General features: G+C 63.0%; 22 protein-coding genes. 5 read left to right on the forward strand and 17 right to left on the reverse strand.

The window, feature by feature from the left end; translation table 11 throughout:
• Positions 1–178 precede the first annotated feature (178 nt).
• From secDF to AC0L2A_RS06615, 4 genes are all read right to left on the reverse strand, one after another.
• Positions 179–2,734, reverse strand: a complete 2,556-nt coding sequence (gene secDF / locus AC0L2A_RS06600) for a protein translocase subunit SecDF (RefSeq protein WP_287206071.1) — start codon at positions 2,732–2,734, stop codon at positions 179–181.
• 719 nt (positions 2,735–3,453) lie between these two features.
• Positions 3,454–3,801 (reverse strand): SRPBCC family protein, encoded by a 348-nt coding sequence (locus AC0L2A_RS06605; RefSeq protein WP_473608015.1) that lies wholly within the window; start codon positions 3,799–3,801, stop codon positions 3,454–3,456.
• 21 nt (positions 3,802–3,822) lie between these two features.
• Positions 3,823–4,191 carry an SH2 domain-containing protein gene (locus AC0L2A_RS06610; RefSeq protein WP_473608017.1) on the reverse strand — a complete coding sequence of 123 codons (369 nt, stop codon included), beginning with the start codon at positions 4,189–4,191 and terminating at the stop codon, positions 3,823–3,825.
• 117 nt (positions 4,192–4,308) lie between these two features.
• Positions 4,309–5,241 (reverse strand): NAD(P)-dependent oxidoreductase, encoded by a 933-nt coding sequence (locus AC0L2A_RS06615; RefSeq protein WP_473608018.1) that lies wholly within the window; start codon positions 5,239–5,241, stop codon positions 4,309–4,311.
• 138 nt (positions 5,242–5,379) lie between these two features.
• Here AC0L2A_RS06615 and AC0L2A_RS06620 point away from each other — a divergent pair, with 138 nt between their 5' ends.
• Positions 5,380–5,703 (forward strand): winged helix-turn-helix transcriptional regulator, encoded by a 324-nt coding sequence (locus AC0L2A_RS06620; protein WP_473608019.1) that lies wholly within the window; start codon positions 5,380–5,382, stop codon positions 5,701–5,703.
• Between the two features lie 260 nt (positions 5,704–5,963).
• On the opposite strand, the gene AC0L2A_RS06625 is transcribed toward AC0L2A_RS06620, so the two are convergent.
• A complete protein-coding gene (locus tag AC0L2A_RS06625; protein ID WP_473608021.1) occupies positions 5,964–7,103 on the reverse strand; it encodes a LacI family DNA-binding transcriptional regulator in 1,140 nt (379 codons plus the stop codon).
• Positions 7,104–7,695: 592 nt separating this feature from the next.
• Between AC0L2A_RS06625 and AC0L2A_RS06630 the strand changes: the two genes are divergently transcribed.
• The 3 genes from AC0L2A_RS06630 to AC0L2A_RS06640 all read left to right on the forward strand — a co-directional run bounded on the left by AC0L2A_RS06630 (position 7,696) and on the right by AC0L2A_RS06640 (position 11,401).
• The gene (locus AC0L2A_RS06630; protein ID WP_023796948.1) at positions 7,696–8,658 is read left to right on the forward strand and encodes a sugar-binding protein; all 963 of its coding nucleotides are present in this window, start codon (positions 7,696–7,698) and stop codon (positions 8,656–8,658) included.
• A gap of 119 nt (positions 8,659–8,777) precedes the next feature.
• On the forward strand, positions 8,778–10,325 hold the full coding sequence (locus AC0L2A_RS06635) for a sugar ABC transporter ATP-binding protein (protein ID WP_473608136.1): 1,548 nt from the start codon (positions 8,778–8,780) through the stop codon (positions 10,323–10,325).
• An 80-nt stretch (positions 10,326–10,405) separates the two neighbouring features.
• Positions 10,406–11,401: an ABC transporter permease gene (locus AC0L2A_RS06640; RefSeq protein WP_473608022.1), complete on the forward strand. Its 996-nt coding sequence runs from the start codon at positions 10,406–10,408 to the stop codon at positions 11,399–11,401.
• 48 nt (positions 11,402–11,449) lie between these two features.
• Here the strand turns inward: AC0L2A_RS06640 and phnN are convergent, their stop codons facing one another.
• From phnN to AC0L2A_RS06685, 9 genes are all read right to left on the reverse strand, one after another.
• On the reverse strand, positions 11,450–12,079 hold the full coding sequence (phnN, locus tag AC0L2A_RS06645; RefSeq protein WP_023796945.1) for a phosphonate metabolism protein/1,5-bisphosphokinase (PRPP-forming) PhnN: 630 nt from the start codon (positions 12,077–12,079) through the stop codon (positions 11,450–11,452).
• On the reverse strand, positions 12,076–13,215 hold the full coding sequence (locus tag AC0L2A_RS06650; RefSeq protein WP_473608023.1) for an alpha-D-ribose 1-methylphosphonate 5-triphosphate diphosphatase: 1,140 nt from the start codon (positions 13,213–13,215) through the stop codon (positions 12,076–12,078). Before AC0L2A_RS06650 ends, phnN begins: the two co-directional genes overlap by 4 nt.
• A gap of 91 nt (positions 13,216–13,306) precedes the next feature.
• On the reverse strand, positions 13,307–14,014 hold the full coding sequence (locus AC0L2A_RS06655) for a DUF1045 domain-containing protein (RefSeq protein ID WP_473608024.1): 708 nt from the start codon (positions 14,012–14,014) through the stop codon (positions 13,307–13,309).
• 153 nt (positions 14,015–14,167) lie between these two features.
• Positions 14,168–14,980, reverse strand: a complete 813-nt coding sequence (gene iolB, locus AC0L2A_RS06660) for a 5-deoxy-glucuronate isomerase (protein WP_473608025.1) — start codon at positions 14,978–14,980, stop codon at positions 14,168–14,170.
• Between the two features lie 6 nt (positions 14,981–14,986).
• The gene (locus AC0L2A_RS06665; RefSeq protein WP_287220443.1) at positions 14,987–15,205 is read right to left on the reverse strand and encodes a DUF3329 domain-containing protein; all 219 of its coding nucleotides are present in this window, start codon (positions 15,203–15,205) and stop codon (positions 14,987–14,989) included.
• Positions 15,206–15,253: 48 nt separating this feature from the next.
• On the reverse strand, positions 15,254–16,171 hold the full coding sequence (iolE, locus tag AC0L2A_RS06670; RefSeq protein WP_473608027.1) for a myo-inosose-2 dehydratase: 918 nt from the start codon (positions 16,169–16,171) through the stop codon (positions 15,254–15,256).
• A gap of 44 nt (positions 16,172–16,215) precedes the next feature.
• On the reverse strand, positions 16,216–18,066 hold the full coding sequence (iolD, locus tag AC0L2A_RS06675; protein WP_473608028.1) for a 3D-(3,5/4)-trihydroxycyclohexane-1,2-dione acylhydrolase (decyclizing): 1,851 nt from the start codon (positions 18,064–18,066) through the stop codon (positions 16,216–16,218).
• Positions 18,067–18,101: 35 nt separating this feature from the next.
• Positions 18,102–20,036 (reverse strand): bifunctional 5-dehydro-2-deoxygluconokinase/5-dehydro-2-deoxyphosphogluconate aldolase, encoded by a 1,935-nt coding sequence (locus tag AC0L2A_RS06680; RefSeq protein WP_473608030.1) that lies wholly within the window; start codon positions 20,034–20,036, stop codon positions 18,102–18,104.
• 130 nt (positions 20,037–20,166) lie between these two features.
• Positions 20,167–21,012 (reverse strand): MurR/RpiR family transcriptional regulator, encoded by an 846-nt coding sequence (locus tag AC0L2A_RS06685; RefSeq protein WP_473608031.1) that lies wholly within the window; start codon positions 21,010–21,012, stop codon positions 20,167–20,169.
• Positions 21,013–21,166: 154 nt separating this feature from the next.
• On the opposite strand from AC0L2A_RS06685, the gene AC0L2A_RS06690 reads away from it, so the two are divergent.
• Complete coding sequence (locus tag AC0L2A_RS06690) at positions 21,167–22,276, forward strand: Gfo/Idh/MocA family protein (RefSeq protein ID WP_473608032.1); 1,110 nt, start codon at positions 21,167–21,169, stop codon at positions 22,274–22,276.
• 174 nt (positions 22,277–22,450) lie between these two features.
• Here AC0L2A_RS06690 and AC0L2A_RS06695 read toward each other — a convergent pair whose 3' ends face one another.
• From AC0L2A_RS06695 to AC0L2A_RS06705, 3 genes are all read right to left on the reverse strand, one after another.
• Positions 22,451–23,542 (reverse strand): 3-deoxy-7-phosphoheptulonate synthase, encoded by a 1,092-nt coding sequence (locus tag AC0L2A_RS06695; RefSeq protein WP_473608033.1) that lies wholly within the window; start codon positions 23,540–23,542, stop codon positions 22,451–22,453.
• A 300-nt stretch (positions 23,543–23,842) separates the two neighbouring features.
• Entirely contained in the window at positions 23,843–24,262 is a 420-nt protein-coding gene (locus AC0L2A_RS06700; protein WP_473608035.1) for a PIN domain-containing protein, read from the reverse strand.
• Complete coding sequence (locus tag AC0L2A_RS06705) at positions 24,259–24,543, reverse strand: type II toxin-antitoxin system prevent-host-death family antitoxin (protein WP_473608036.1); 285 nt, start codon at positions 24,541–24,543, stop codon at positions 24,259–24,261. Before AC0L2A_RS06705 ends, AC0L2A_RS06700 begins: the two co-directional genes overlap by 4 nt.
• Positions 24,544–24,604: the final 61 nt, after the last annotated feature.

Genomic DNA, 24,604 nt, shown 5'->3' on the forward strand with positions numbered 1-24,604 from the left:
TCATATCATTGGCTTCATCAAGATCAACATGCAATTCTGCCGGCTGAGCGGTGCATCGCTCGGACGAACGCGAATGGCGGCTCGACCACCGTCACGCGGACCCGCTCGTCCCGGGTGTCAGCCTGGAGCAGGCGGCCGCGCTGGAGCTACAGCGGACCCAAAGAGATGGCACCGCCCATTACAAGGCCTGTTGCGCTGGCGGCTCTTTCGCCACTGCGGCTTCCTCCTGGCTGAGGGCGCCCGGCCGGAGCTTGAACAGGATCAGCAGCGGCCCGGCGACGAAGATGGAGGAATAGGTCCCGGCGAGGATGCCGAAGATCATTGCGACTGTGAAGGACTGGATCACCTCGCCGCCCCAGATCGAAAGCGCCGCCAGCGCAAACAGCGTGGTCACGCCGGTCAGGACCGTTCGCGCCAGCGTCTGGTTCATCGACAGGTCGAGCAGCTCGGCAATCGGCATCCTTTTATAGCGGCGCAGATTCTCGCGGACCCGGTCATAGACGACAACCGTATCGTTGATGGAATAGCCGACAATAGTCAGGATCGCGGCAATCGAGGTCAAATTGAACTCTATGCCGGCGACGACGTAGAAGCCGACCATCAGGATCACGTCGTGGAACGTCGAAATGATGGCGCCGAGCCCGAACTGCCACTCGAACCTGATCCAGATGTAGACGAGCATCGCCAGCAGCGAGGCGAGCACGCCCATTGTGCCGTTGAACGCGAGTTCGGAGGACACTGTCGGACCGACAACCTCGATGCGGCGGAACTCGTAGTCGGTTTCGAGCGCGCTTCTTACCTTCTCGACGGCGGACTGTTCGGCAACGTCGCCGCCCCCCTGGGTGCCGATGCGGATCAGCACATCCCGGGCCGAGCCGAACTCCTGCACCTGCACCTCGCCCAGTTCGAGACCCGTCAGCCGCTCACGGATGTCGCCGATGTCGGCCTGCTGGCCCTTTGCCTGCACCTCGATGCTCGAACCACCGCGGAAGTCGATGCCGTAGTTCATGCCGACAGTGAAGAACAGCACCGCCGAAGCGATCGACAACAGCACGGACAGCGTGAAGGCGTATTTTCTGAAGGCCATGAACGGCACGCGCGTGTCGTCGGGCACCAGCCGCATGACACCGGCGGGCATGGTTTTCGGCCGCTGCCGGCGAAGCCAGAACGCGACCAGCCAACGCGTCAGCGTGAACGCCGTGAACACGGTGGTGACGATACCGATGGCGAGGGTGACGGCAAACCCCTTGATCGGCCCCGAGCCGAGGAAGAACAGGATGACGGCGGCAATCAGCGTCGTCACATTGGCGTCGACGACAGTCGCCAGCGCCTGTTTGAACCCGGAATCCATCGACTGCACGATCGAGCGCCCTTGGCGGTTCTCTTCGCGGACGCGCTCGAAGATGATGACGTTGGAGTCGACCGCCATGCCCATCGTCAGCACGATGCCGGCGATGCCAGGCAGCGTCAGCGTCGCCCCGAGCACGGACAGGACGGCGATGATCAGTGCGACGTTCGCCAGCAGCGCGATATTCGCGATCAGCCCCAGTCGCCCATAGGCGAACAGCATGAAGCCGACGACGAGGACCCCGGCGATGATTGCCGCGAACTGGCCCGCCTCGATCGAATCGCTGCCGAGGCTCGGACCGACGGTGCGCTCCTCGACGATAGTGAGGTCGGCAGGCAGTGCACCGGCGCGCAGCAGGACCGCAAGATCGTTCGCGCTCTCCACCGTGAAACTGCCGGATATCTGCCCGGTGCCGCCCAGGATCGGTTCGCGGATCTGCGGCGCGGAGATCACCTCGTTGTCGAGGATGATCGCGAACAGGCGCCCGACATTGGCCTGAGTAGCCTGACCGAAGCGGGTGGCGCCGCGGCTGTCGAAGCGAAACGAGACCACCGGCTCGTTGGTGCGCTGGTCGAAGGTTGCCTGCGCATCGACAAGGTTTTCGCCGGAAACGATGATCCGGTTCTCGATCAGATGCGGAACCCGCGGCTCTTCCGTCGAATACATCACCGTCGAGCCCGCCGGCGGGCGGCCGGAGATCGCCTCCTCGACCGGGATCGATTGGTCGACCATCTGGAAGGTCAGCTTAGCCGTCTGTCCGAGGATATCCTTCAGCCGCTGCGGATCCTGCAGGCCCGGCACCTGGACCATGATGCGGTCCGATCCCTGGCGCTGGATGATCGGCTCGGTCGTGCCGAGTTCGTTGACGCGCCGGCTCACCACCTCGATCGATTGGGTCAGCGCCGCGGCGATCCGGTAGTCGATCCCGGCTTCGGTCAGCGTGAAGCGCAGCAGGCCCGGTTCCGGCTCGGTCATCTCCATCTCGGTCACCGAGCCGCTCATGAACATGCCCGTCGAGATCGGCTGCGCCAATCTTTCGAGCGCGCTCTTCGCCGCTTCGATCTGGCCTTGGTCGCGAATGCGGACCTGGATGGAATTGGCGGTGCCGGCAAGCCCGGTATAGCCGATCTGGGCATCGCGCAGCGACGTGCGGACCTCGTCGCGTGCCGATTCGAGACGTTCGTTGGCAAGGTCCTGCCGATCGATCTGGAGCAGGATGTGCGAGCCGCCCTGCAGGTCGAGCCCCAGCGTCAGCTGCTGCTTTGGCAGCCAATTCGGCAGCGATGCCAGAGTGGAGGCGGGAACCAAATTGGGAGCTGCGTAAAGAATACCGGCCAGGACCGTCAGCCAGATGAGAATGGTCTTCCAGCGCGAAAAATGCAGCATGTTCTTGTCCGTTCAGCCCATATCGGGCGCAAACCGCCTCCGACAAGAGCTTTGGCGTTCCGATCGGCGAGCAACTCGACGAACGGAACGCGGTGTGAAAGTTTTGCGGGTCTAGGGCCGCGGTCGCGGCCAGGTTCACGCCGTGAGAAGCGGAGGCGCGCGCGCATCAAAGGCGCGGATCGGCGACAGTTCCGGCCGGCCGTCAGACCATATGCCAAACGGCGCGGCTGACGCGGTTTCGAGCGGCAGCCGCAAATCCGGGATAATGCAAAACGGTTTGCCATCTCTCGCAATGACAGGTGTCTTGACACGGGAAGTCTCAGCACCGACATGGCGCGCAATGCTGCGGGCAAGGGCAGTCGGGTGTGTGACCGGCTCGGTCGCGCCGATTTGGCCTTCGGCTAGGTCTTGCGCAACCTGGTCGGCTGTTGCCGCAGGAATGGTCCAGATCAGAAAGAGCAACGAAGCCAGCAGCCGCAGACCGGCACCCAGGCTGAGCACGACGACGGGCCCGTCCCGTCCTCGGCCGCCTCGTCTCATCCCATCGCTACGGCTTGCATCCACTGCGACCAATACGCTTTCGCTTTCGTTGCCTCGGTAAGCGGCGAACCGCTTTCTTGGTCTCACTATAGCACTTGCGTTGCGAATTGAAGCGCAGCTTTCACGTACTCAAAGGGTAAGTCAGTTGGCCGATCGGTTGGCAGCCTACCGCTTCTCGATCAACCGGACATAGTTTGCAGGATACCGCACCAGCCACGATCGGATTCGAAGATCTCACGCACCGCTTCACCGGCCGCGCCCATGTTCTCAAGCTGACGATGCTCGAGCTCGACGCGAGTCGCGTTCTCGCCGGCCTCGGAGAACTTGACCTCGACTTCGGTCAGCAGCGACGGATCATATTGCCAGTCGGCGCGAATCCGCCATGCCAGGACGATGCGGTTTGGCGGCCAGCACTTCGCCCCAGTCGCATTCCGTCCCATCCTCGCCACCGATATCAGCATGTATTCCAAGGCGATGGCGGCAAGCGGCGTCGCTATTGCGAGATTATCGATCGGCTGGTGGCGCACGGGCTGGCACGCGCTGGTCGATCAGCTTGACCGTGCCAACGGCCCAAAAAAGCCGATGATACGCGTTATTCGCTTATGACCAGGGTCGAGGAAGGCTATGTCCAAACCCTCAGGGAAGGACGATCGATCAGGCATCACAAACTTCCACGCAAAGCGTGCGATCCCATGATGAACATCCATGTCACTTGTCCGTAGGATGCGGGCACCGGGACGCTTGGCCAGAACTCTTGCGATGTGCGCGAGCAGTTCTTCCGCGCCAGTCGCATGGACTGTAGGGTCTGTGTATGTCGCGCCATCGCTCCAGATCGGTAACAGCAATGCCCGCCGCTGCTCGGCGTTCTGATCGGACCAAGCAGCACAATACGAATCGATGAGAAGCGTCAAAGGCATTCTATTCCCCCAAGTAGGTCACTGGTCTGACCGGCCCATGCTCGGACAACAAAGCCCGATCCCGCTGGCTGACGGCAAAGCGTGGTCCGCCTCAATAAGGCCGGAGACCAAATCCGCTCAGCCAGTCAGAAGGGATCCGCCTCGCACTCCAGATCGGAGAGATCTCTTATCCGGACTTCCCAGAAATTGCGACAACGCTGCGAAATCATCATGTAAGTGGCCAGCTGCAATCGCCCGTTGGAAGATCGCGTCGTAACCGTCGGCCACAGAGCGGTCGATCTTGCGCGCCTCCATCAGCTCCAAAAGATGCTGGAATGCGCCGTAATGCGGGGAGATCGACGAGAGCGTCTCATCGTCGCTGGCAAAACGGCCAGCATCCGTTCGCTTGATCAGGTCGGCGACAAGCCCGTCAACAACAGGCGCTGTTGCGGTCCACTGCCGAGCCAACTCGCCGAGGTCGATCTCTTCGGCCTGACTCACGGCGATCGCATGCAGCGTGCCGAACAGCGCGCCCCACATGAGAGCAAGCAACGCGCTATCAAGTGCGTTCGCACGTCCCGGCTCTTCCCCGATATGCTGGACATTGCCGCCCAAGGCACGAAACATCTCCTCGTTCGCGTCGAAAGCCTGGCTTGGCCCCGAGATCAGTATCGTCCCGGCATCTGTGCCGATGAAATCCGGCGTGGCCATGATTGCGCCATCGAGATAGCTGGCTCCGTGCTCGGCAAACCATTCAGCGGCTGCACGTGCGCCATGCGGCGTTCCCGAAGTGGGTTCCACGACCAGCTTGCCGCGAATAGCTGAAGCAACAGCATCGTCGTGCAGAACTGCAGCGGTTGCCTGGTAGTCGCTTACGTTCACAATGACAATTTCAGCCGCATTGACAGCTTCCAGGACGGACCCCGCGACAGTGGCGCCGAGCGTGGCCAGCGGTTCGGCCTTCTGTTTCGTCCTGTTCCAGACCGTCGTCCGATATCCCGACCGGAGCAGGAAGCGGGCGAGCGCCGATCCCATACGACCCGTCCCGACAACGCTGATTGAAAGCTTCATTGCAACACTCCATGCCAATAGACGCCAATAGGCGAGCGGCGCCAATGTTTGCGGTCAAGGGCAGAGGTATGTCGGAGTGAATGGGGCGCACAATACGCACCTGGAGGTAAGTGGTTACCCAACGGTAAGGAGAGCATCATGAATGAGCCGACGGGCAATTGCGGCTTCGCAACGGCGATCAAGGCGATCGAAGGGAAGTGGAAAGTGGATAGTCTTTGTGAGCTTGGAACGGCGTCTCGCAGGTTCGGCCGATTGAGGCAGTCCATTCCGGCGATCAGTGAAAAGATGCTGACGCAGCAATTACGCGAACTGGAGGCTGACGGGCTTGTGAACCGAGAAGTCTATCCGGGATCGCCGACCAAGGTCGTCTATTCGTTGACAGAAAGCGGAGCGGCGCTCAATGCTGGAGCAGAGGCGTTATGCCGTTGGGGTGAGCAATTCCCTTCCCGCACCGATGCTTAAGGATGCCGTTCGCCATGCGAGTTGGAAGTTGGCTCATGGCGCTTCGCCCTCGGCCGAAAACAGCGACAGCCAATACCGGGCGATATCGTTGCGGCGCATGAAGACGGCGAAACTGTATGTCAATCCGCAGAACTCTGGACACAAGGATGCCGATCCACCACGCCAGGCGACAATTTCGGGGCCACCGCCCTTTGCGGGGCGCTTGTCTGGCTTGGAGCGGCATCAGTACGGCGTTTGCATTGACGGAAGTCTGGAGGTGCTCAGCTGGCTGTCAGTCCGTGTGTGCGCCCAGGCGCCACGGCACTGACCGATTCCCGCTCGACCAGCGGGCATTCAAGCTTGGTAATGGGGTAGCGGCCGCGGCCGGGCGGTGCAGGGACTTCCAATTGCTCGATCGCCCATTGCCCCATCGCCATATGCGGCAGGATCGACGTCGTCAAAGGTGGGAACAGATGCCGGGCGATTTCCTCGTCGTCATAGCCGATCACGGAAATATCCCCAGGGATGTGCAGGCCGGCTTCCTTCAGCGCTTCGTAGCAGCCGATGGCGGTTCGGTCGTTCTGGCAGAAGATTGCGGTTGGGCGGTCCTTGAGCGCCAGAAGCTTGACGGTCGCGGCGTAGCCGGCGCTCGCTGACCAGTCGCCCTCGACCACCAGCTCCGCATCGAACGGGATGTCGGCCGTCGCCAGCGCCCGGCGGTAGCCCTTCAGCCGATCCTGCGCCGCCTGCATCCACGGCTCGCCGGTGATGGTGGCGATGCGGCGGTGGCCATGGCTGATCAGGTGGCGGGTGGAACTCTGCCCGCCGGCGATTTCGCTCGGCATCACGGCGGGGAAGGCGTAGTCGGCGGTATAGCAATTGAGCAGGATGACCGGGATATCGAGGTCGTAGAGATAGTCGGGCGCGGCGATCTCGCGCGTGAAGATGGTCATGTAGATCAGCGCCGAAATGCCTCGCTTGGTCAGTGCCGCAATCGCGCGCGGCTCCATGACGGAATCACCCAAAGTCTGAGCGACCAGCACGACGTTCCCGGCATTCCACGAGGCTTGGCGCGCTCCTTCTATGGCGACGACTGCCTCGGGACTGGTCGCCAGTTGATCGACTGCGAAGCCGATCACCCCGTCCAGCCCTTCGAACGAGGCGATAGGGCTGCGAAGAGCAGAGAAGGCTGGTGGCGCATAGCCGAGACCCCGCGCGGCCTCAATCACCCGATCGCGGGTCTGCTGCGAGAGCCTTATGCCCGGCGTGTTGTTGAGGACGAACGAAACCGTTGCCTGCGAGCAGCCGGCGGCCCTGGCGATATCGGTCATGGTGACGCGACTCTTGGGATTCTTGGCCGATGGCTTTCGGCGCCGGGAGGCTTCGAGGGGAGGATCGCGCAGATCCGTTGGTTCGCTCATGGCATTGTATTCCATATTCCCGGCTTGGCTAACCAGCGGTCGTCCTGGGACATCATTAAAGACGGCAGGACGGCGGACGGCGCTTCGCATTTATAAAACAGGCACTCGATTAATCATTATTATCATCCTGGCAGCCGAATGGCTAGCAGCGCGGAGACAGCGATACGCGGTTCTGGAAGATCGATTGCTGGGAACGTGATCCAATTTCAAGGTTCCCTTTCTCACCACACGGCAGGCAGCCATTCGCCAGCGACAACCAGGTTTCCAACCAGAGACTAATACTATTTACTAATAGCAGTAAGCGTTCTATTCTCAATTCGTCATGCCCGGCTCGGGACCGAACGGGCCATGACGGGAAGCAGGCGTGTGGCGCGGCATCCGGGCTCTTGGGCCGGCAAAGCAACGCCACGCAATTACTGAAATGTCAGACAAATCCGACTATACGAACTGCCAATGAGTCTCTAAAGTCCAAAATCGCGGCTGGGATGGCGCCGTTCTTTCGCTGCCAGCACCCTTGAGGAGGAGGGCGTCCAAGCCGCATTCGACAAAGTTCAGATCAGCGAAAATGACTGAATCAAACGGGAGGTTGAACATGAAATCTGCGATACGAAATGTGTCCGTCGCCGCAGCGGCCCTGGCTCTCGGTCTGTCCTTCACGGCGATCGCCGGTGCCCAGGACAAACCGACGCTGGCCTTCGTCGTCAACGGCGCTTCCGATTTCTGGAAGGCGGCCGAAGCCGGCGTCAAGAAGGCCCAGGCCGAATTGCCCAACTACAATCTCGAGCTCAAATATCCGGAACAGTCGTCGGTCGCCATCCAGCAGCGGCTGATGGACGATCTGGTGACGGCCGGCGTCAAGGCGATCATGGTTTCGGCCGTCGATCCCAAGACCTCCACCGACGGGCTCAACAAGATCGCCTCGGAGACGGCGCTGTTCACCACCGACAGCGACGCGCCGCAGACCAAGCGTATCGCCTATATCGGCTCGTCCAACATCGATGCCGGCAAGCAGGCGGCCGAGATCGCCAAGAAGGCGATGCCCGACGGCGGCAAATGCCTCGGCTTCGTCGGCCTGCTCGGCGCCGACAATGCCAAGGAGCGCATCGAAGGCATGAAGGAAGGGCTCGCCGGCACCAAGATCGAGCTGATCGACGTGCGTGGCGACGACATCGACCAGGCCCGCGCCAAGAAGAACGTCGAGGACGCGCTGGTCGCCAGCCCAGACGTCACCTGCATGGTCGGCTTCTATTCCTACAACACCCCGCGCATTTATGAAGCGCTGCGCGACGCCGGCAAGCTCGGCCAGATCACGGTCGTCGGCTTCGACGACGATCCGATCACGCTCGGCGGCGTCAAGGAAGGCACCGTTGCCGCCACCGTCGTGCAGCAGCCGTTCGAGTGGGCCTACCAAGGCATGAAGCTGATGGCTGCCTATCTCGAGGGCGACAAGTCGGGTATTCCGGAGAACGGCCTGATCATCATCCCGACCAAGATCATCGGCAAGGATGACGTCGACGCCTATGCCGCCAATCTGAAGGCGATGTCTGGCAATTAGGACGAAAGCAGTTGTGCCGGCTCGAGGTTCGCTTCGGGCCGGCGGCTCGCATTGACGAACCCCGCAAGGGTCGTCAGTCTGCAGATGTGGCTAGAACGGCCCACCGGCTGCTGTCAGGCATGATGAATTATTCCGACGCATCCATCGGCGCATCGACGATTGCTCCGTTCCTCAGTCTCGAGGGCGTGCGCAAGACCTATCCCGGCGTGGTCGCGCTGGACGGGTTTTCGCTGGAGGTCAGGCCTGGCGAGGTTATCGGCCTCGTCGGCGAAAACGGCGCCGGCAAGTCGACGCTGATGAAGATCCTCGGCGGCGTGACCACACCCGACACCGGCACGATCACCGTCGACGGCGTCGCCCATGACCGGCTGACCGTCGAGGCGAGTATCGGTTCCGGCATCGCTTTCGTCCACCAGGAACTCAACCTGTTCGAAAACCTCGACGTTGCCGCCAACATCTTTTTCGGCCGCGAGCCGTTGCGCGCCGGTCCGCTCAGGCTTGTCGACCGCACCAGGCTGCGCACGCTGGCGGCGCCGCTGCTCAAACGCGTGGGCGCCAATTTCTCGGCAAACACCCCGGTATCGGCGCTGTCACTTGCCCAGCAGCAGATGGTCGAAATCGCCAAGGCGCTATCGATCGAGGCGCGGCTGGTCATCCTCGACGAGCCGACGTCGAGCCTGCCGCTAGCCGAAACCGACAAGCTGCTCGATGTCATCAAGGCGCTGAAGGCAGACGGCATCAGCGTCATCTTCATCTCGCATCGCCTTCACGAGGTCGAGCGGGTTGCCGATCGCGTCGTCGTGCTGAGGGACGGCATGCTTGCCGGCACGCTGCCGAAGAACGCCATCAACCACGACTCTATGGTCAAGCTGATGATCGGCCGCATGCTGAAGGAGCGGGAGAAGGCCGCAGAATCGGCGCGCCCGCCCGGCGCCGTCGCGCTGTCGGCCAAGGCCGTTCGCACCAGCGCCTATCCCGACCGGCCGGTCGATTTCGGCGTCAGGCGCGGCGAAATCCTTGGCATGGCGGGTCTTGTCGGCTCCGGCCGCACGGAACTGGCGCGCGTGCTTTTCGGCATCGAGAAGAGCCTTGGCGGCGCGCTCCAGCTTGATGGAAAAGATCTGGTTCTTGGTTCGGCGGCCGACGCTGTGGCCAACGGGATCTTCCTCGTCCCGGAAGACCGCAAGCTGACCGGCATCCTGCTCGACCTGTCGATTGCCCAGAATATTTCGCTCCCCAATCTGCCGGCGCATGCCCGGCGATCCCTGGTCTCTGCCCGCGCCGAAGCCGTCACCGCCGAGAAGCAGAAACGCAATCTCGGCATCAAGGCGCCCTCGGTGGCGACGCGTACCGGCACGCTGTCCGGCGGCAACCAGCAAAAGGTGGTGCTGGCCAAGTGGCTGGCCATGAGCCCCAGGGTGATGATCCTCGACGAGCCGACGCGCGGCATCGACATAGGCGCCAAGGCGGAGATCTATGGGCTGATGCGGGCGCTGGCCGATGCCGGCGTCGCCGTGCTGATGATATCGAGCGACATGGAGGAGGTGATCGGCGTCTCCGACCGCATCGCCGTCATGCATGAGGGCCAGATCTCAGGCATCCTCGACAAGGAACAGTTCAGCCAGGAAAACGTGCTGTTGCTGGCCGTCGGCAAGCAGCCGAGATAGTTTTTGTTCGCGCAGGTTCTTGACCGCAACCGCGGAACACTTTTGCGGAACCTGCTTAGGCAGGCATTGGGGAGAAGACGATGAGCAAGAAAGATCTCGGCCTGCTGATCCTGATCCTCGTGGTCGGAGCGGTGGTGGCGATCATCAATCCGCGCTTCCTGCTGCCGATCAACCTCGCCAACACCTCGAACCTGATCGGGCTGTTCGGCATCCTGGCGATCGGCCAGGCCTTCGTCATCATCACCGGCGGCATCGAATTGTCGGTCGGCTCGGTGGTTGCGCTGCTCGGCGTCCTGTTCGTCGATTTCATCGCCACGCGCGGCATGGCATGGCCGGTGGCACTGCCGGTGATCCTGGTGCTTGGCGGCATCATCGGGCTGGCACATGGCTGGCTGATCACGCGGCTCAAATTGCAGCCTTTCGTGGTGACGCTGTGCGGCCTGTTGATCTATCGCGGCGTGGCGCGGTTCTACACAGCCGACGGCACGGCGGGCTTTGCCTTCGGGCAGAATTTCCCGGAGCTCGAATTCCTGACCGCCGGACGATCCTATGGCGTGCCGAACAGCTTCATCGCGCTGATCGTCATCGCCATCGTGATGTGGGTGGTGCTGCACCGTTCGGTGTTCGGCCGCTACCTCTATGCCATCGGAAAAAACGAGGAGGCGGCAAAATATTCCGGCATCCGCACCGGCCGCGTCGTCATGGCGGCCTATGTCATCTGCGGTGTGCTGACGGCGCTGTCGGCGATCTATTTCGCCATGTACACGCGCTCGATCTCGCCGGCCAGCCACGGCCAGTTCTACGAACTCTACGCCATTGCCGCAGCTGTGCTCGGCGGCTTCTCGCTGCGCGGCGGCGAAGGCTCGCTGATCGGCGTGATCCTAGGTACGGTTCTGCTGCAGGAACTGCAAAACCTCGTCAACCTGCTCGGCATCCCGTCCTCGCTCAATTTCGCGGTGATGGGCGGCGTGATCTTGATCGGCGTGCTGGTCGACCAGCAATGGGGCGTGTACCGGGAGCGGCGGCTGATGCTGGAGGCAACCCGCAAAGGCGCGGCCGGCGCCGCAGCGGAGTAGTGGCTCCGCCTCTCCCTTCTCCCACAGAGAGAGAAGGTAAGAGGCGACTTAAATCGTGCCCGACCGGTCGGAGAAGGCCATTGCCTTGCGCAGCACTTCGACAAAACGCTCGCCGGCCGCCTCGCGCTGGCCGCTATTGTCGATCGGGGTGACGCCTGGCCCGGACAACGCCACATTGGCGCTGCGCGCCAGCCGCGCCAGCACTTCGCCGCGCGATTCGCGGCCGCGCATCGCCAGTCGTTCGGCCAGGATCTGCGGCGATGCGGTGATCTCGACGACAGCCAGATTGGCATAGCGATCGCGCAGCGCCGGGATGATGGCGCGGGAGACATTGGCGATGGCGACGCGGCCATTGGCCACCGACCGGTCGACTTCAGCCGGGATGCCGTAGCGCAAGCCATGCGCCTCCCACGAGATGGCGAAGGCGCCATCCGCTTCCGCCTCGACGAAGGCCGCATCGGCCAGCGTGTCGTGATCCTCGCTTGCCGTGTCACTCGGCCGGGTGATGACCCGGCGCACGAACTCCAGCCGGGTCTCGTCGGCAAACAGCGACCGGGCATAGCCGATCACCGTGTCCTTGCCGGCGCCGCTCGGCCCGACGACAGCGACGAACACCCCGTCGCGGATCGGAAACGCCGCGGCCGACAATTCACGCTCGATCGACGCCGACACCATCACGCGACCCGACGTCCCTGCCGCCAGACCGTGCGGACAACCGGGACATGATCGTCAAGACGGACGCGAACCAGATCGGCGCGCCGGCCCTGCTCGATGACACCACGGTCGGCAAGGCCGACTGCCTCGGCCGGGTTCTTCGAAACCATCGCCACCGCCTGCGGCAGGGAGATGCCGTCGACAACGTCGCCGAGGAAAAACGCCGACTGGATCAGGCTGAAGGGGATGTAGTCGGACGACAATATGTTGAGCAGGCCTTCGCCGGCGAGTGTCCGGGCCGAAACATTGCCCGAATGCGAGGCGCCGCGCATGACGTTCGGGGCGCCCATCAGCACCCCGAGCCCAGCCGCCTTCGAAGCTTTTGCGGCCTCTTTGGTGGTCGGGAATTCGGCGACGCGGACGCCTTGTTCGATCGCCTCGTCGACATGGCCGGTCGTGGCGTCGTCATGGCTGGCCAGCACGATGCCGCGCTGATGGCAGGCGGCAGCGATGAAGGCGCGGTTCGGCCCCGAATTCGTCGCCGACTCCGCCATCCGCTTCTCGCAGAATTGCTGGAATTCGCGGTCCGTCAGCTTCAGCTTGCGCTGGTAGTAGTAGGCATAGGTTTCCAAATCGACGAACTGACGCTGTCCCGGCGCATGGTCCATCAGCGACGCCAGCTTGATCCTGTCATCGCCGTCAAAATGCGCGAAGGCTGCGAGGCAATCCGGCGCCGAAACCTCGCAGCGCAGATGGATGAAATGGTCGGCCCGCAGCCGGTCCTGCTGGACGCTGTCCTCGATCGCATCGGCCAGCTTGCGCATGTCGGCCGAATTCATGTCGGCGTCGTCGTCCATGCCGACGCGCAAGGCATCGAGCACGGTGGTGATGCCGGCGGTCGCCACCTGCGCGTCGTGGGCGAGAACGGCGGCGATCGGGTTCCAGCGCACCTTCGGCCGCGGCGCGTAGTGACCCTCCAGGTGGTCGGTATGAAGCTCGACCAGCCCGGGAATGATGAAATCGCCGCCCATGTCCTCGCCGTTCCGGCCGGCGCCGGCATCGATCCCGGCGATCAAGCCGTCGCGCAGCACGATCGAGCCTTCGACGATCTCGTCGGCGAGCACGATGCGGGCATTGTTGAGAACGGTCTCGACGGTCATTTCAGGCAGTCCTTGGAGCATTTTTGCAGCCAATTGAATCACCGATTGGGATGAGTTGGCGTCGCACAAAAGCGGTTAAAACAAGTAGCTTTCAGGCAGTTTTTCTCGCCGGGCGGCGCCCGAGCGCATGATGGGAAAGCACCATGAACGGGGCGCCAGGTTCGGTTTCGACAAACAGGGTCAGCGCGTCCACCGGCACCGGCCGTTGCAGGACTCCCGCAAACAGGCTGTCGATTGCTGCGCGAAGACGAGGGCTTTCCTGTGACGAGGCCCGGCCGGACAGCGTCATATGAAAACGGAAGGTCTCGAAGACATAGGGGTAACCCCACTGGCAGAGATTGCGGAATTCAGCCGGCTTCAGCGAGTCAGGGCTGCGCCGTTCGATCTCAGCCTCGCTCAGCGGCGCGCGAAAACGGTCGAAGTCGCGCACGACGTCGTCGGCGACGCGGTTGAGCGCCGGCAGCGGACCTTCCGGCACCAGCGCGAAGAAGCCGTCGATCTGGCTGACGACCATCCGTGGGATCGTCACCACCGGCGTCGTTTCGGCGAAACCGTCCAGTGCCGCGCGAAGCGCGGCTTCCGTTTCGTTCGAAGCCAGCCGGAAGGGCGCCTTCAGCGTCGCATGAAAGCCGTAGCGGCGCGCCGAAGCGGTATGGAAGGCGACTTCCGCCGCCGACAGTTCGCCTACAGCCTCGACCGGCCTCGTGGCAGCTCCGAACGGGTCACGGCCGAGCCAATTGGCGGCGATCCGCGCCAGCGGTTCGTCCTGCCGGGGGGTGAAATAGATAGCGTAGCGCATCGAAAGTCCTCGTCAACTCCCGCTGCCATAGGCGATTTGCATGACGAAATGACGAAGCTGAAGATCGCTCCTGATAACAAACTTGTTCAGGCGGGTCATTAGCCGACGATTTTTTCGGCTTGGGCCAGTTTGCCGACGCGGGCGGGCAGCGCCTCAGGCCTTCATCAGCCATTCGTGCTCGGGCGCGTTGTGGAATTTCCACGTTCGCTTCGGCCCGGCCATGACATTGAGGTAGTAGAGGTCGTAACCATGGCAGGCGGCGCAAGGGTGATAACCCTTGGGCACCAGCACGATATCGCCGTCCTCGATCGCCATCGCCTCGTCGAGCGAACGAGCGCCGTTGCGATCGGCATCGGTGTAGACGCGCTGGAAGGCAAAGCCCTGCGGCGGATTGAGCCGGTGGTAATAGGTCTCCTCGAGATAGGACTCGGCCGGCAGATTGTCCTGGTCATGCTTGTGCGGCGGATAGCTCGACGTGTGGCCGCCCGGCGTGATGACCTCGACCACCAGCAATGAATCGGCCGGCTTGCCTTCCGGCAGGATGTTGGTGACATAGCGCGTGTTGGTGCCCTTGCCGCGAACCTCCTGGCCGAGATCCTTCGGCGCAATGACGCGAACCGGCAGGCCGCCGCCAAGCCCTGGCGCCGAGCAGACCGCGAGTTCGAGACCGGTGTCGGCAGTCACCGACCAGTCAGAGCCCTGCGGCACATAGACCGACCACGGCTTGCCTTCGAAGGGCGACATGCGTTCGCCGAGCAGGCCGAGATCGTTGCCGCCGGCCTTGGCTTTGCCCTTGCCGGTGACGAACACCAGGCAGACTTCACGGTCCGCGGTTTGTCCGGAGACGGTCTCGCCGGGCCGCAATCGATGCAGATCGAAACCGACATAGGTCCAGCCGGCGTTTTGCGGCGTCACATGGGCGACGCGGCCATGGCCCCTATCGGCTTTAACGAGCAGTTTCGACATCCGGGCTCATTCCTTTGGTTCGGTGTCGGCCGAATCCTTGCCGCCGTCGGCCGGCTTGTAGAGATAGAAGAACTGCCAGACGGCATAGCCGGCAAAGCCGAGCGCGATCATGCCCCAGAACGGCGCGCCGGTGGCAAACTCGACCACGGACCAGACCAGGCAGACGGCGACGATGGCAACGCGCCGCCACAGTGGCCGAAAGAACGGATGCTCGGAGTCCTTCATCGGATCAGCCCCCGCATCGGATCACCCCGTCGCCGGGAATAGACTCGCTCAAGCATTGGGGAAGCCCTGCGTTTCAACCGTGTAGCCGGCAGCTGTCATCACCCGCATCAATTCCTTGTAGCCGACTTGCGCCATCGTGAGCGGCGGATTCTTCTTGGGATCCTGCTCGGCCTCGACCACGAACCAGCCTTCATAGCCGTAGTTCGCCAGCCTTTCCACAATGGCACCAAAATCCAGCGAGCCATCGCCCGGCACCGTGAAGGCGCCGAGCGCCACGGCATCGAGGAAGGATTGCTTCTGGCGATCGAGTTTTTCGATCACCTCCATGCGCACGTCCTTCACATGGACATGGTTGATGCGTTGGTGATGGTTGTCGATGGCGCGCAGAACGTCGCCGCCGGCAAAGGCCAGATGCCCGGCGTCGAGCAGCAGTGGAATGCCTTCTCCCGAATGGCGCATGAACGCGTCGAGCTCCGGCTCGGTCTCGACGACCGCCGCCATATGATGGTGGTAGGAGAGCGGCATGCCTTGCTCGGCGCACCATTCGCCGAACTGCGTGAGGCGCCTCGCATAGGCCTTCATCTCGTCGTCCGAAAGCCTCGGCTTGGTGGCGAGCGGCTTTGAGCGGTCACCCTGGATGGAGCGGCCAACCTCGCCATAGACGATGCAGGGCGCGTCCACCGCCTTGAACAGATCGATCATCGGCTGGATGCGATCCTTGTTCCTGGCCATGTCTTCGTCGACCAGCGTACCGGAGAACCAGCCGCCGCAGAGCGTCACGTCGGCCTTCTTCAGGATCGGCAGCATGATTTTCGGATCACTGGGAAAACGGCGGCCCATTTCCATGCCGGTGAAGCCCGCCGAGCGCGACTGCGCCAAGCAGTCCTCCAGCGACACGTCATCGCTGAGTTCCGCAAGATCGTCGTTCCACCATGCAATGGGGGACATGCCCAGTTTGGCTTTCAAGTCGTCACTCCAATGTCAGTTCGTTCAATTTTCATTCGTCGACATCAATCACCAACACTCTGCATCCGCCGCTTTTCTTCATAGGCTTTGCGTGCGGCGTTGACCTGCGGCCGCGAAGAAACTTCCGGCACGGCGACGTCCCACCAATGGCCGCCGACATCGGTCGACACCAGTGGGTCGGTGTCGATGACCAGTACCGTCGTCTTGCTATTGTTTTTCGCTTTTGCCAGCGCCGTTTCCAACCCGGCGATCGACGAAACTTTCTCGGCGATGGCGCCGAGGCTTGCCGCATGCGCGGCGAAGTCGATGTCGGGCATAATCTCGTGGCGGGCGTCCTTCAGCAGATTGTTGAAGTTGGCGCCGCCGGTTGCCATCTGCAGCCGGTTGATGCAGCCGTAGCCCCTGTTGTCGAGCAGCACGATGGTCAGCTTGAGGCCGAGCATGACCGAGGTTGCGATCTCGGAATTGAGCATCAGATAGGAGCCGTCGCCGATCATGACGACGACCTCTTCGTCGGGCTTCGCCATCTTGACGCCGAGCCCGCCAGCGATCTCGTAGCCCATGGTCGAGAAGCCGTATTCGGCGTGGTAGGAGCCGGGCGCGCCCGCCTGCCAGAGCTTGTGCAATTCGCCGGGCAGGCCGCCGGCGGCATGAAGCAATATCACGTCGGAGCCCATGGCGCGTTGCACGGCGCCGATCACCTGCGCGTCCGACGGGTAGGCGGCATTGGTCGAGGCCGTCACCTTGCCGGCTTCGGCCTGCCATTCTTTCTTCCCGCTGGCCGCATTATCGGTCCAGGCAGCCGGCGCCTGCCAGCCGTTCAGCGCCGCGCCGAGCTCGGCCAGCCCTTCCGCCGCATCGGCTACCAGCGGCAACGCCTGGTGCTTGCCCGCGTCGAAAGGCTGGACGTTCAGCCCGATGATGGTCTTGCCGGAATTCTTGAACAGCGCCCACGAGCCGGTGGTGAAATCCTGCAGCCTGGTGCCGACGGCAAGCACGACATCGGCTTCTTCAGCCAGCCGGTTGGCCGCCAAAGTGCCGGTGACGCCGACCGCCGCCATGTTGAGCGGATGATCGTCCGGCAGCGAGGATTTGCCGCCCTGCGTCTCGCAGACCGGGATGCCGGCGCCTTGCGCCAGCTGCGCCAGTTCGCCGGAAGCCTGCGAATAAAGCACGCCGCCGCCGGCAATCACCAAGGGCTTTGTTGCCGCCTTCAGCGCCGCCACGGCGGCCGCCAATTCCCCACGGTCCGGACGCAGCCGGCGCTGATGCCAGACCCGTTCGGCAAAGAAGCTCTCGGGGTAATCAAAGGCCTCGGCCTGCACGTCCTGGCAGAGCGCCAAGGTCACCGGTCCGCATTCGGCCGGATCGGTCAGCACCTGCATCGCACGGTTGAGCGCCGGGATGATCTGCTCGGGCCGGGTGATGCGGTCGAAATAGCGCGACACCGGCCGGAAGCAGTCATTGACCGTCGCCGTTCCGTCGGAGAAATCCTCTGCCTGCTGCAGCACGGGATCGGGGATACGATTGGCGAAGACGTCGCCGGGGAGAAACAGGACGGGCAACCGGTTTACATGCGCAAGTGCCGCCGCCGTCACCATGTTGAGCGCGCCGGGGCCGATCGAACTGGTCGCCGCCATGAACCGGCGGCGGAAATTGGCCTTGGCATAGGCGATCGCCGCATGCGCCATGGCCTGTTCGTTGTGGGCGCGAAAAGTCGGCAATTCGTCGCGCACCTGATAAAGCGCCTCGCCGATGCCGGCGACATTGCCGTGGCCGAAGATCGCCCAGACGCCGCCGAAGATCGGCATTTTCCTGCCGTCGATCTCGGTCATCTGGCAGCCGAGAAAGCGGGTCAGCGCCTGCGCCATCGTCAGGCGGATTGTCTTGGTCATGTTGTTTTCCTTCGCAGTCCTTGTGCCGCGCCTTCTTATGCTGCTTTGCGGCCGCGCGCGGCAAGCCATGCCTTGGTCAGCCCCTCGAAGCGCAACGCCATGTCGGCCACCGCCTCCTCGTCCGACATCTTGCCGGCAAGCCATTGTTCGGCCGCGTTGATGAAGATGGTGCGACCGACGGCGAAGCCCTTGACGATGGGCGCCTTGGCGGTGGCGGCAAAGGCCGCTTCCAGCTCGTCCTGCGGCGCTTCGAGGCCGAGCAGCACAACCCCGCGGCACCACGGATCGTTCTTCAGGATCACCGCTTCGATCTTCGCCCAGGCCCCGGCTGAGGCCTGCGGTTCAAGCTTCCACCAGTCGGGCTTGATATCAAGCGAATAGAGTTCCTCCAGCGCCCGCGGGATCGTCGTGTCGTCGAGCTCGCCGTGCTTGCCGGCGATGATCTCAATGAGAAGCTCCCTGCCTACTTTCCGCGCGGCCCCGAACAGGCTTTTGAGCTTCTGCTGCTGCTCGGCCTTTAGCGCCTCCGGATCGTCGGGGTGGTAGAAGCACAGGCACTTGATGCAATGGTCGACCGGCCACTCGATCAGTTGCGAGCCGATATCCTGCGAGAATTCGAAACGAAGCGGCCGCGATCCGGGCAATTCGACTGGCCGGCCAAGCCAGGCGAAAGGATGGCGGGCGAATTCGAACATCGCCTCGCGGCCGTATTTTTCGTCGAGCAGCATGCCGTAGCCGGCGCGGCCGGCGGCAACCTTTGCCGCCGCCTTGACCGTCAGCACCTTGAAATCATGGATGCGCGACGGGTCGGCGCCCGCCTTCGCGGCGACATCGTCAAGCTGGATGCGGTGATCGCAGGCCAGCGCCATCAGCGAGGGAATGTCGCATCGGCGCGTCGTCGCCCAATGGATATGGTTGATCGCCTCGTCCTTGCGCAGCGCCAGGTGCCTGCTGCCGTTCTTCAGGAAGAACTGCAATTCCTCGAAGGTCGGGTATTCCGGTGCACAGAGCAGCCGCGACACGGCGAAGGCGCCGCAGGCGTTGGCCCAGGTCGCTGCCGTCTCCAGGCTTTCGCCGCCGAGCCAGCCGCGCAAAAAACCCGACATGAAGGCATCGCCGGCGCCGAGCACATTGTAGACCTCGATCGGAAAACCCTTGCCAACGATCCCGTCCTCGAGGTCGTCGCTGATCGGCCCGTCATAGACGATGCAGCCCATGGCGCCGCGCTTCAAGACGATCGTGGCCTTGGACAGCGAGCGGATCGTCTTCAACGCGCTCAGGCAATCATCGGCACCGGAGGCGATCATGATCTCTTCTTCGGTGCCGACGATCAGGTCGCAGTCGGGCAGCACTGTCTTCAGCTGGGCGGAGACCCGGTCGGATTTCACATAGCGCTCGAAGCCTTCGGCATGGCCGGCAAGGCCCCACAGATTAGGGCGGTAGTCGATGTCGAACACCACTTTGCCGCCCGTGGCCTTGATGGCACGGATCGCCTTGCGCTGCGCGGCGTCGCTGTTGGGCCGCGAAAAATGCGTGCCGGTGACGACGATCGCGCGTGCCGAAGCGATGAACGTCTCATCGATGTCGTCTTCCGAAAGCGCCATGTCGGCGCAGTCGGTGCGATAGAAGATCATCGGCGACACGCCCTCGTCCTCGACAGACAGCAGCACCAGCGCGGTCAGCCGGTCCGGATCGGTCCTGAGGCCGTCAACCGAAACCCCTTCGCGCGTCAACTGCTCGCGGATGAAGCGGCCCATCTGCTCGTCGCCGACGCGGGTGAGCAGCGCCGAGCGCAGGCCGAGCCTCGCCGTGCCGACCGAAATGTTGGCCGGACAGCCGCCGACCGACTTGGCAAAGGAGGTGATGTCCTCCAGGCGCGAGCCGATCTGCTGGCCATAAAGATCGACCGAGGCGCGGCCGATGGTGATGACGTCGAGCGGCGCATGTTTCGCGTCCACGGCTTCGCTCATTCGAACCTCCCATCAGCCTTGTTGTCTTGGGTAACACGCGCGAGCGGCAGCGTGGCGCCGGCAATATGAAATAATAATTCCAATCGATAGTCAATATGGAACGCGCGTTCCTTTGCCGAAAAGTAGCCTGTCAGGCCTTGCGCTTCCCGCCGGTGTCGCGCCGCTTTTCGCCGACCGCAACGGTCAGCGCCATGGCCAGCGCCATCGTCGCCGACAGCGAGCGGAAGCCGGCGAAATCGGCCTCGGCGACCTCGAACCAGACTTTGGCGAACTGGGCGAGCGGGGAAAAGGAACTGTCGGTGATCGCTACGATCGGAACGCCTTGCTCCGAGATGACGCGCGCCTCCTCGATGGCCGCCGGGGCATAGGGCGAGAAACTGATGGCGATGACGGCATCCCTGGGCGAAGCAAAGCTGATCATCTCGGCGTTGAGGCCGGCGGCTGATTCGATCAGCTGGTTGCGGATCTTGAGCTTGCCCAGCGCATAGGCGATGTAGGAGGCGACCGGATAGGAGCGGCGCTTGGCCAGCACATAAATCGTCTCCGCCTTCGCCAGCAAGGCGATGGCAGCTTCGAAATGGTCTTCGTTCAACCTGCCTGAAATATCGTTGAGCGAGGTACTCGCCGCGGCGACGAAGCCGTCGAAAATCGCCCGGTGACCGGCGCCTTCCTCGGCCTTGGCGCGCAATGCCGCGAGCCTTTCATCATAGGACGAATTGCGCTCGCGCAGGCGCTCGCGAAACACCAGCTGCAGGCTGGTGAAGCCGTCGAAGCCGAGCTGCTGGGCGAAGCGGATCAAGGTCGAAGGCTGGACGCCGGCGGAGGCGGCGATGCTGGCGGCGGTGCCGAAGGCAATATCGTCGGGATTGTCGAGCGCATAGGCGGCGATCTGCGCGATGCGCTTGGGCAGGCTCTGGCGCCGTTCCAGGATCGTCGTACGCAGCGTCTCGAAATCGCGGGGCACCCGTTCGTCCATCGTCGCTCCGCCCAGGTCCATCAGTCGATGCCGTGTGATGCCCCATCATAGCGAGCCTGTGCAAGAAGGCCATAAAAAATGAGCCATGCGTTCCATTTCTGAAAAAAATGGACTAATTCATCCACGCAACCTTTCTGGCAGTGGAGACAAGGAAATGGTCGGAGTCGGTCTTATCGGCACGGGGTTCATGGGCAAGTGCCACGCCATCGCGTGGAACGCGGTCGGCGCCGTCTTTCCCGACGTGGCCAAGCCAAGGCTGGTCCATCTCGGCGAGGTCGATGACGACCTTGCCAAGCGCCGGGCGACCGAGTTCGGCTTCGCCAAGGGCTCCGGCGACTGGCGCGCCGTCGTCGATGACCCGGACGTCGATATCGTCTCGCTGACCACGCCGAACCAGTTCCACCCGGAGATGGCCATCGCCATCCTCGAAGCCGGCAAGCATCTGTGGTGCGAAAAACCGATGGCGCCGAGTTTTGCCGAGGCGCAAGCCATGGCGGCGGCGACCAAAAAATCCGGCAAGGTGGCCGCGCTCGGCTACAACTACATCCAGAATCCGGCGATCCGCCATATCGGTGCGCTGCTCGACGAGAAGATCATCGGTGAAATCAATCATCTGCGCATCGAGATGGACGAGGATTTCATGGCCGACCCGGAGGCGCTGTTCTTCTGGAAGCACGAGGCGGCGTCCGGTTACGGCGCGCTCGACGATTTCGCCGTGCATCCGCTGTCGCTGGTCTCGGTGCTGTTCGGCCGCGTCGCCCGCGTCATGTGCGACATGGCAAAGCCCTATGCCGATCGCCGCGTCGCATCAGGCGGGCGTCGCGCGGTCGAGACCTACGACATCGCCAGCGTGCTGATGCATCTCGAAAACGGCATTGCCGGCACACTGCTGGTCAACCGTTCGGCTTGGGGCCGCAAGGGCCGGATCGCCATTCAGATCTTCGGCTCGAAGGGCTCGATCCTGTACGACCAGGAGCGGATGAACGAGTTCCAGCTTTACCTGACAACCGACCGCCCGACCGAGCAAGGCTATCGCACCATCCTGGTGGCGCCGCACCACAAGCCCTACGACGCCTTCCTGCCGGCGCCCGGCCACGGCCTCGGTTTCAACGACCTCAAGATCATCGAATGCCGCGAGCTTTTGACGCGGCTGGCCGGCAAGCCGGCGCGGATCATCGATTTCGACGAAGGCCTTGAGATCGAGCGCACGGTGCATGCCATGGCGCGCTCGTTCGAGGAACAGCGCTGGATCGCGGTGCGCTAGCGACCCGCAATCCGAGCCTCGACGCCACCCATGCCAGAGCAAGGGAGAGCTTGTGTTGGAGAGGGCCAATTGTCGATATTGACGCAGCCCCTCATTGCCCATGAGGGGCGGCGCCGGCCTTTCAAAGCCAAGCAGCACGGTAGCAACCGCCCGCAAAATTCCGTGCCAACCGCTTCAGGCGGCTCCCGGACGGCTGGCGATCAGGGCGCGTCGCGCTGACCGGCGCCGCTCGACGGCGTCGGCAAGGCCGTGCAGCACCGTCTCGGTGGTTGTCCAGTCGATGCAGCCGTCGGTGATGCTCTGGCCATAGACGAGCGGCTTGCCAGGCATGACCTCCTGCCGGCCGGCGACGAGGTTGCTCTCGATCATGACGCCGATGATGCGTTCGTCGCCTGCCGCGACCTGGCCGGCGACGTCGGCCGCCACCATCGGCTGGTTCTCCGGCTTCTTGTTGCTGTTGGCGTGGCTGACGTCGATCATCAGCCGTGGTCCTACGCCGATCCGGCCGAGTTCCGCGCAGGCGGCAGCTATGCTCGTCGCGTCATAGTTCGGCACAATGCCGCCGCGCAGGATGACGTGGCAGTCCTCGTTGCCGGTGGTCGTCGCGATGGCGCTGCGCCCGCCCTTCGTCACGGCCATGAAATGGTGCGGCTGGGCGGCGGACTTCACCGCCTCGGCGGCGATCCGCAAATTGCCGTCGGTGCCGTTCTTGAAGCCGACCGGGCAGGACAGGCCGGATGCGAGTTCGCGATGGATCTGGCTCTCTGTCGTGCGCGCGCCGATCGCGCCCCAGGCGACGAGGTCGGCAATGTATTGCGGGGTGGCCATGTCGAGGAATTCGGTCGCCGCCGGAAGGCCAAGATTGTTGACCGCAGAGAGCACGTTGCGGGCCATCCGCAGGCCCTTGTCGATGTCGAAGCTGCCGTCCAGGTCGGGATCGTTGATCAGGCCCTTCCAGCCAACCGTCGTGCGCGGCTTCTCGAAATACACGCGCATCACGATTTCCAGCCGGTCCGACAGGCTCTCGCGCAGCGCCGCCAGCCGGCTGGCATAGTCGACGGCAGCGACCGGGTCGTGGATCGAACAGGGGCCGACGACGACGACCAGCCGATCGTCGGCGCCGGTCAGCACGGCGTGGATAGCGTTGCGTGACGCGGCAACGGTGCGCGTCGCCGTCAGCGTGCGCGGTATCTCCCGCATCACGTCGTCCGGCGTACTCAGCTCTCGGATTTCCTTGACCCGAAGATCATCTGTGGTGGTCAACACGGCTTTCTGCTCCTGGTTGGGAGACCTGCCGGCTGAAACAAAAAAAGCCGCCAGGTCTGGCGGCTGTTCGGATGTTGTTGCTGCAATCTTCAGATCGAGCGCAATCCTCCCGCCGCCAGCGAGCTGCCGTAGCTAAAGTACCAGAACGAGGCGGTCAGGTGGATCATGCCAGCCCTATAGCCGAAGCCAAGGTGCTTGTCACGCGTCCAGGCGAGATTGGGGAACAGGTCTTCTCCGTCCTGAAGCGCACCCCCTCCTTGCTTCGGGTCGCCTAAGGCCCAACACACTGCGCCAAGCGGTTCATGCCCAGGGATTGAAGAGTTCGATTTCAAAGCCTTCGAAATCGTTGGTATTGCGCGTTGCCAAGGTGAGCTCCTGCGCGATCGCGGTGGCTGCAATCAGGCCGTCCATCGACGACAGACCGCGACCGCGACGCTTCGCAAGGCCAATCAGGTCTCCCCAGGCCAGGGCAACCGGTTCGTCCACAGGAAGAACCCTCTGTTCGAAACGCTGCGGCAGGTCTTGAGCGAGCCATTGGGCCAATGCCTCGCGTTTCCGGCCCTCATCCATGAGGGCGACGCCGCGTCGGATCTCGGCGATCGACACGACGCTGATGAATGAGCGGTCCTCATCAAGTCCGTCCAGCCAGTCCAGAACGCGTGCGTTCGGCGCCGGCCTTGTCACCTCGGACAGGACATTCGTATCGAGCAGTAGCCTCACAGCGGCAGATCACGCGGTTCGTCGCGCTGACGCTCAAGGTTGAGATCGGTGCCGCGCAGCGGCGACTCCAGCAGGAACTCCGCAAGCGTACCCTTGCGTACGGTCTTTCGCTGCCATTCCTCGACCGAGACCACAACCACGCTTGGTTTGCCGTTTCTGGTGATCGTCTGCGGCGAAGACTGCGCACGCTCGATAACCTCCGAGAGCCGGGCTTTTGCCCCAGCGACTGTCCAGTTGCTATCCTCTTTGGGCTCAGACAGCATTTCGACCTCCGTGACCATTCTGACCATCTTGACTATATAGAAATGGCGATACGGCGGCAACAGGGAAGGAGAGCGGTTT

This window comes from Mesorhizobium sp. WSM4844, assembly GCF_055811775.1.

Bases quoted from the DNA above. Each gene is read 5' to 3' on its own strand.
- secDF (WP_287206071.1), bottom strand. From the start codon at position 2,734: ATGCTGCATTTTTCGCGCTGGAAGACCATTCTCATCTGGCTGACGGTC.
- AC0L2A_RS06610 (WP_473608017.1), bottom strand. From the start codon at position 4,191: ATGCCTTTGACGCTTCTCATCGATTCGTATTGTGCTGCTTGGTCCGAT.
- AC0L2A_RS06615 (WP_473608018.1), bottom strand. From the start codon at position 5,241: ATGAAGCTTTCAATCAGCGTTGTCGGGACGGGTCGTATGGGATCGGCG.
- AC0L2A_RS06620 (WP_473608019.1), top strand. From the start codon at position 5,380: ATGAATGAGCCGACGGGCAATTGCGGCTTCGCAACGGCGATCAAGGCG.
- AC0L2A_RS06625 (WP_473608021.1), bottom strand. From the start codon at position 7,103: ATGAGCGAACCAACGGATCTGCGCGATCCTCCCCTCGAAGCCTCCCGG.
- AC0L2A_RS06630 (WP_023796948.1), top strand. From the start codon at position 7,696: ATGAAATCTGCGATACGAAATGTGTCCGTCGCCGCAGCGGCCCTGGCT.
- AC0L2A_RS06635 (WP_473608136.1), top strand. From the start codon at position 8,778: ATGATGAATTATTCCGACGCATCCATCGGCGCATCGACGATTGCTCCG.
- AC0L2A_RS06640 (WP_473608022.1), top strand. From the start codon at position 10,406: ATGAGCAAGAAAGATCTCGGCCTGCTGATCCTGATCCTCGTGGTCGGA.
- AC0L2A_RS06650 (WP_473608023.1), bottom strand. From the start codon at position 13,215: ATGACCGTCGAGACCGTTCTCAACAATGCCCGCATCGTGCTCGCCGAC.
- AC0L2A_RS06655 (WP_473608024.1), bottom strand. From the start codon at position 14,014: ATGCGCTACGCTATCTATTTCACCCCCCGGCAGGACGAACCGCTGGCG.
- iolB (WP_473608025.1), bottom strand. From the start codon at position 14,980: ATGTCGAAACTGCTCGTTAAAGCCGATAGGGGCCATGGCCGCGTCGCC.
- AC0L2A_RS06665 (WP_287220443.1), bottom strand. From the start codon at position 15,205: ATGAAGGACTCCGAGCATCCGTTCTTTCGGCCACTGTGGCGGCGCGTT.
- iolD (WP_473608028.1), bottom strand. From the start codon at position 18,066: ATGACCAAGACAATCCGCCTGACGATGGCGCAGGCGCTGACCCGCTTT.
- AC0L2A_RS06680 (WP_473608030.1), bottom strand. From the start codon at position 20,036: ATGAGCGAAGCCGTGGACGCGAAACATGCGCCGCTCGACGTCATCACC.
- AC0L2A_RS06685 (WP_473608031.1), bottom strand. From the start codon at position 21,012: ATGGACGAACGGGTGCCCCGCGATTTCGAGACGCTGCGTACGACGATC.
- AC0L2A_RS06690 (WP_473608032.1), top strand. From the start codon at position 21,167: ATGGTCGGAGTCGGTCTTATCGGCACGGGGTTCATGGGCAAGTGCCAC.
- AC0L2A_RS06705 (WP_473608036.1), bottom strand. From the start codon at position 24,543: ATGGTCACGGAGGTCGAAATGCTGTCTGAGCCCAAAGAGGATAGCAAC.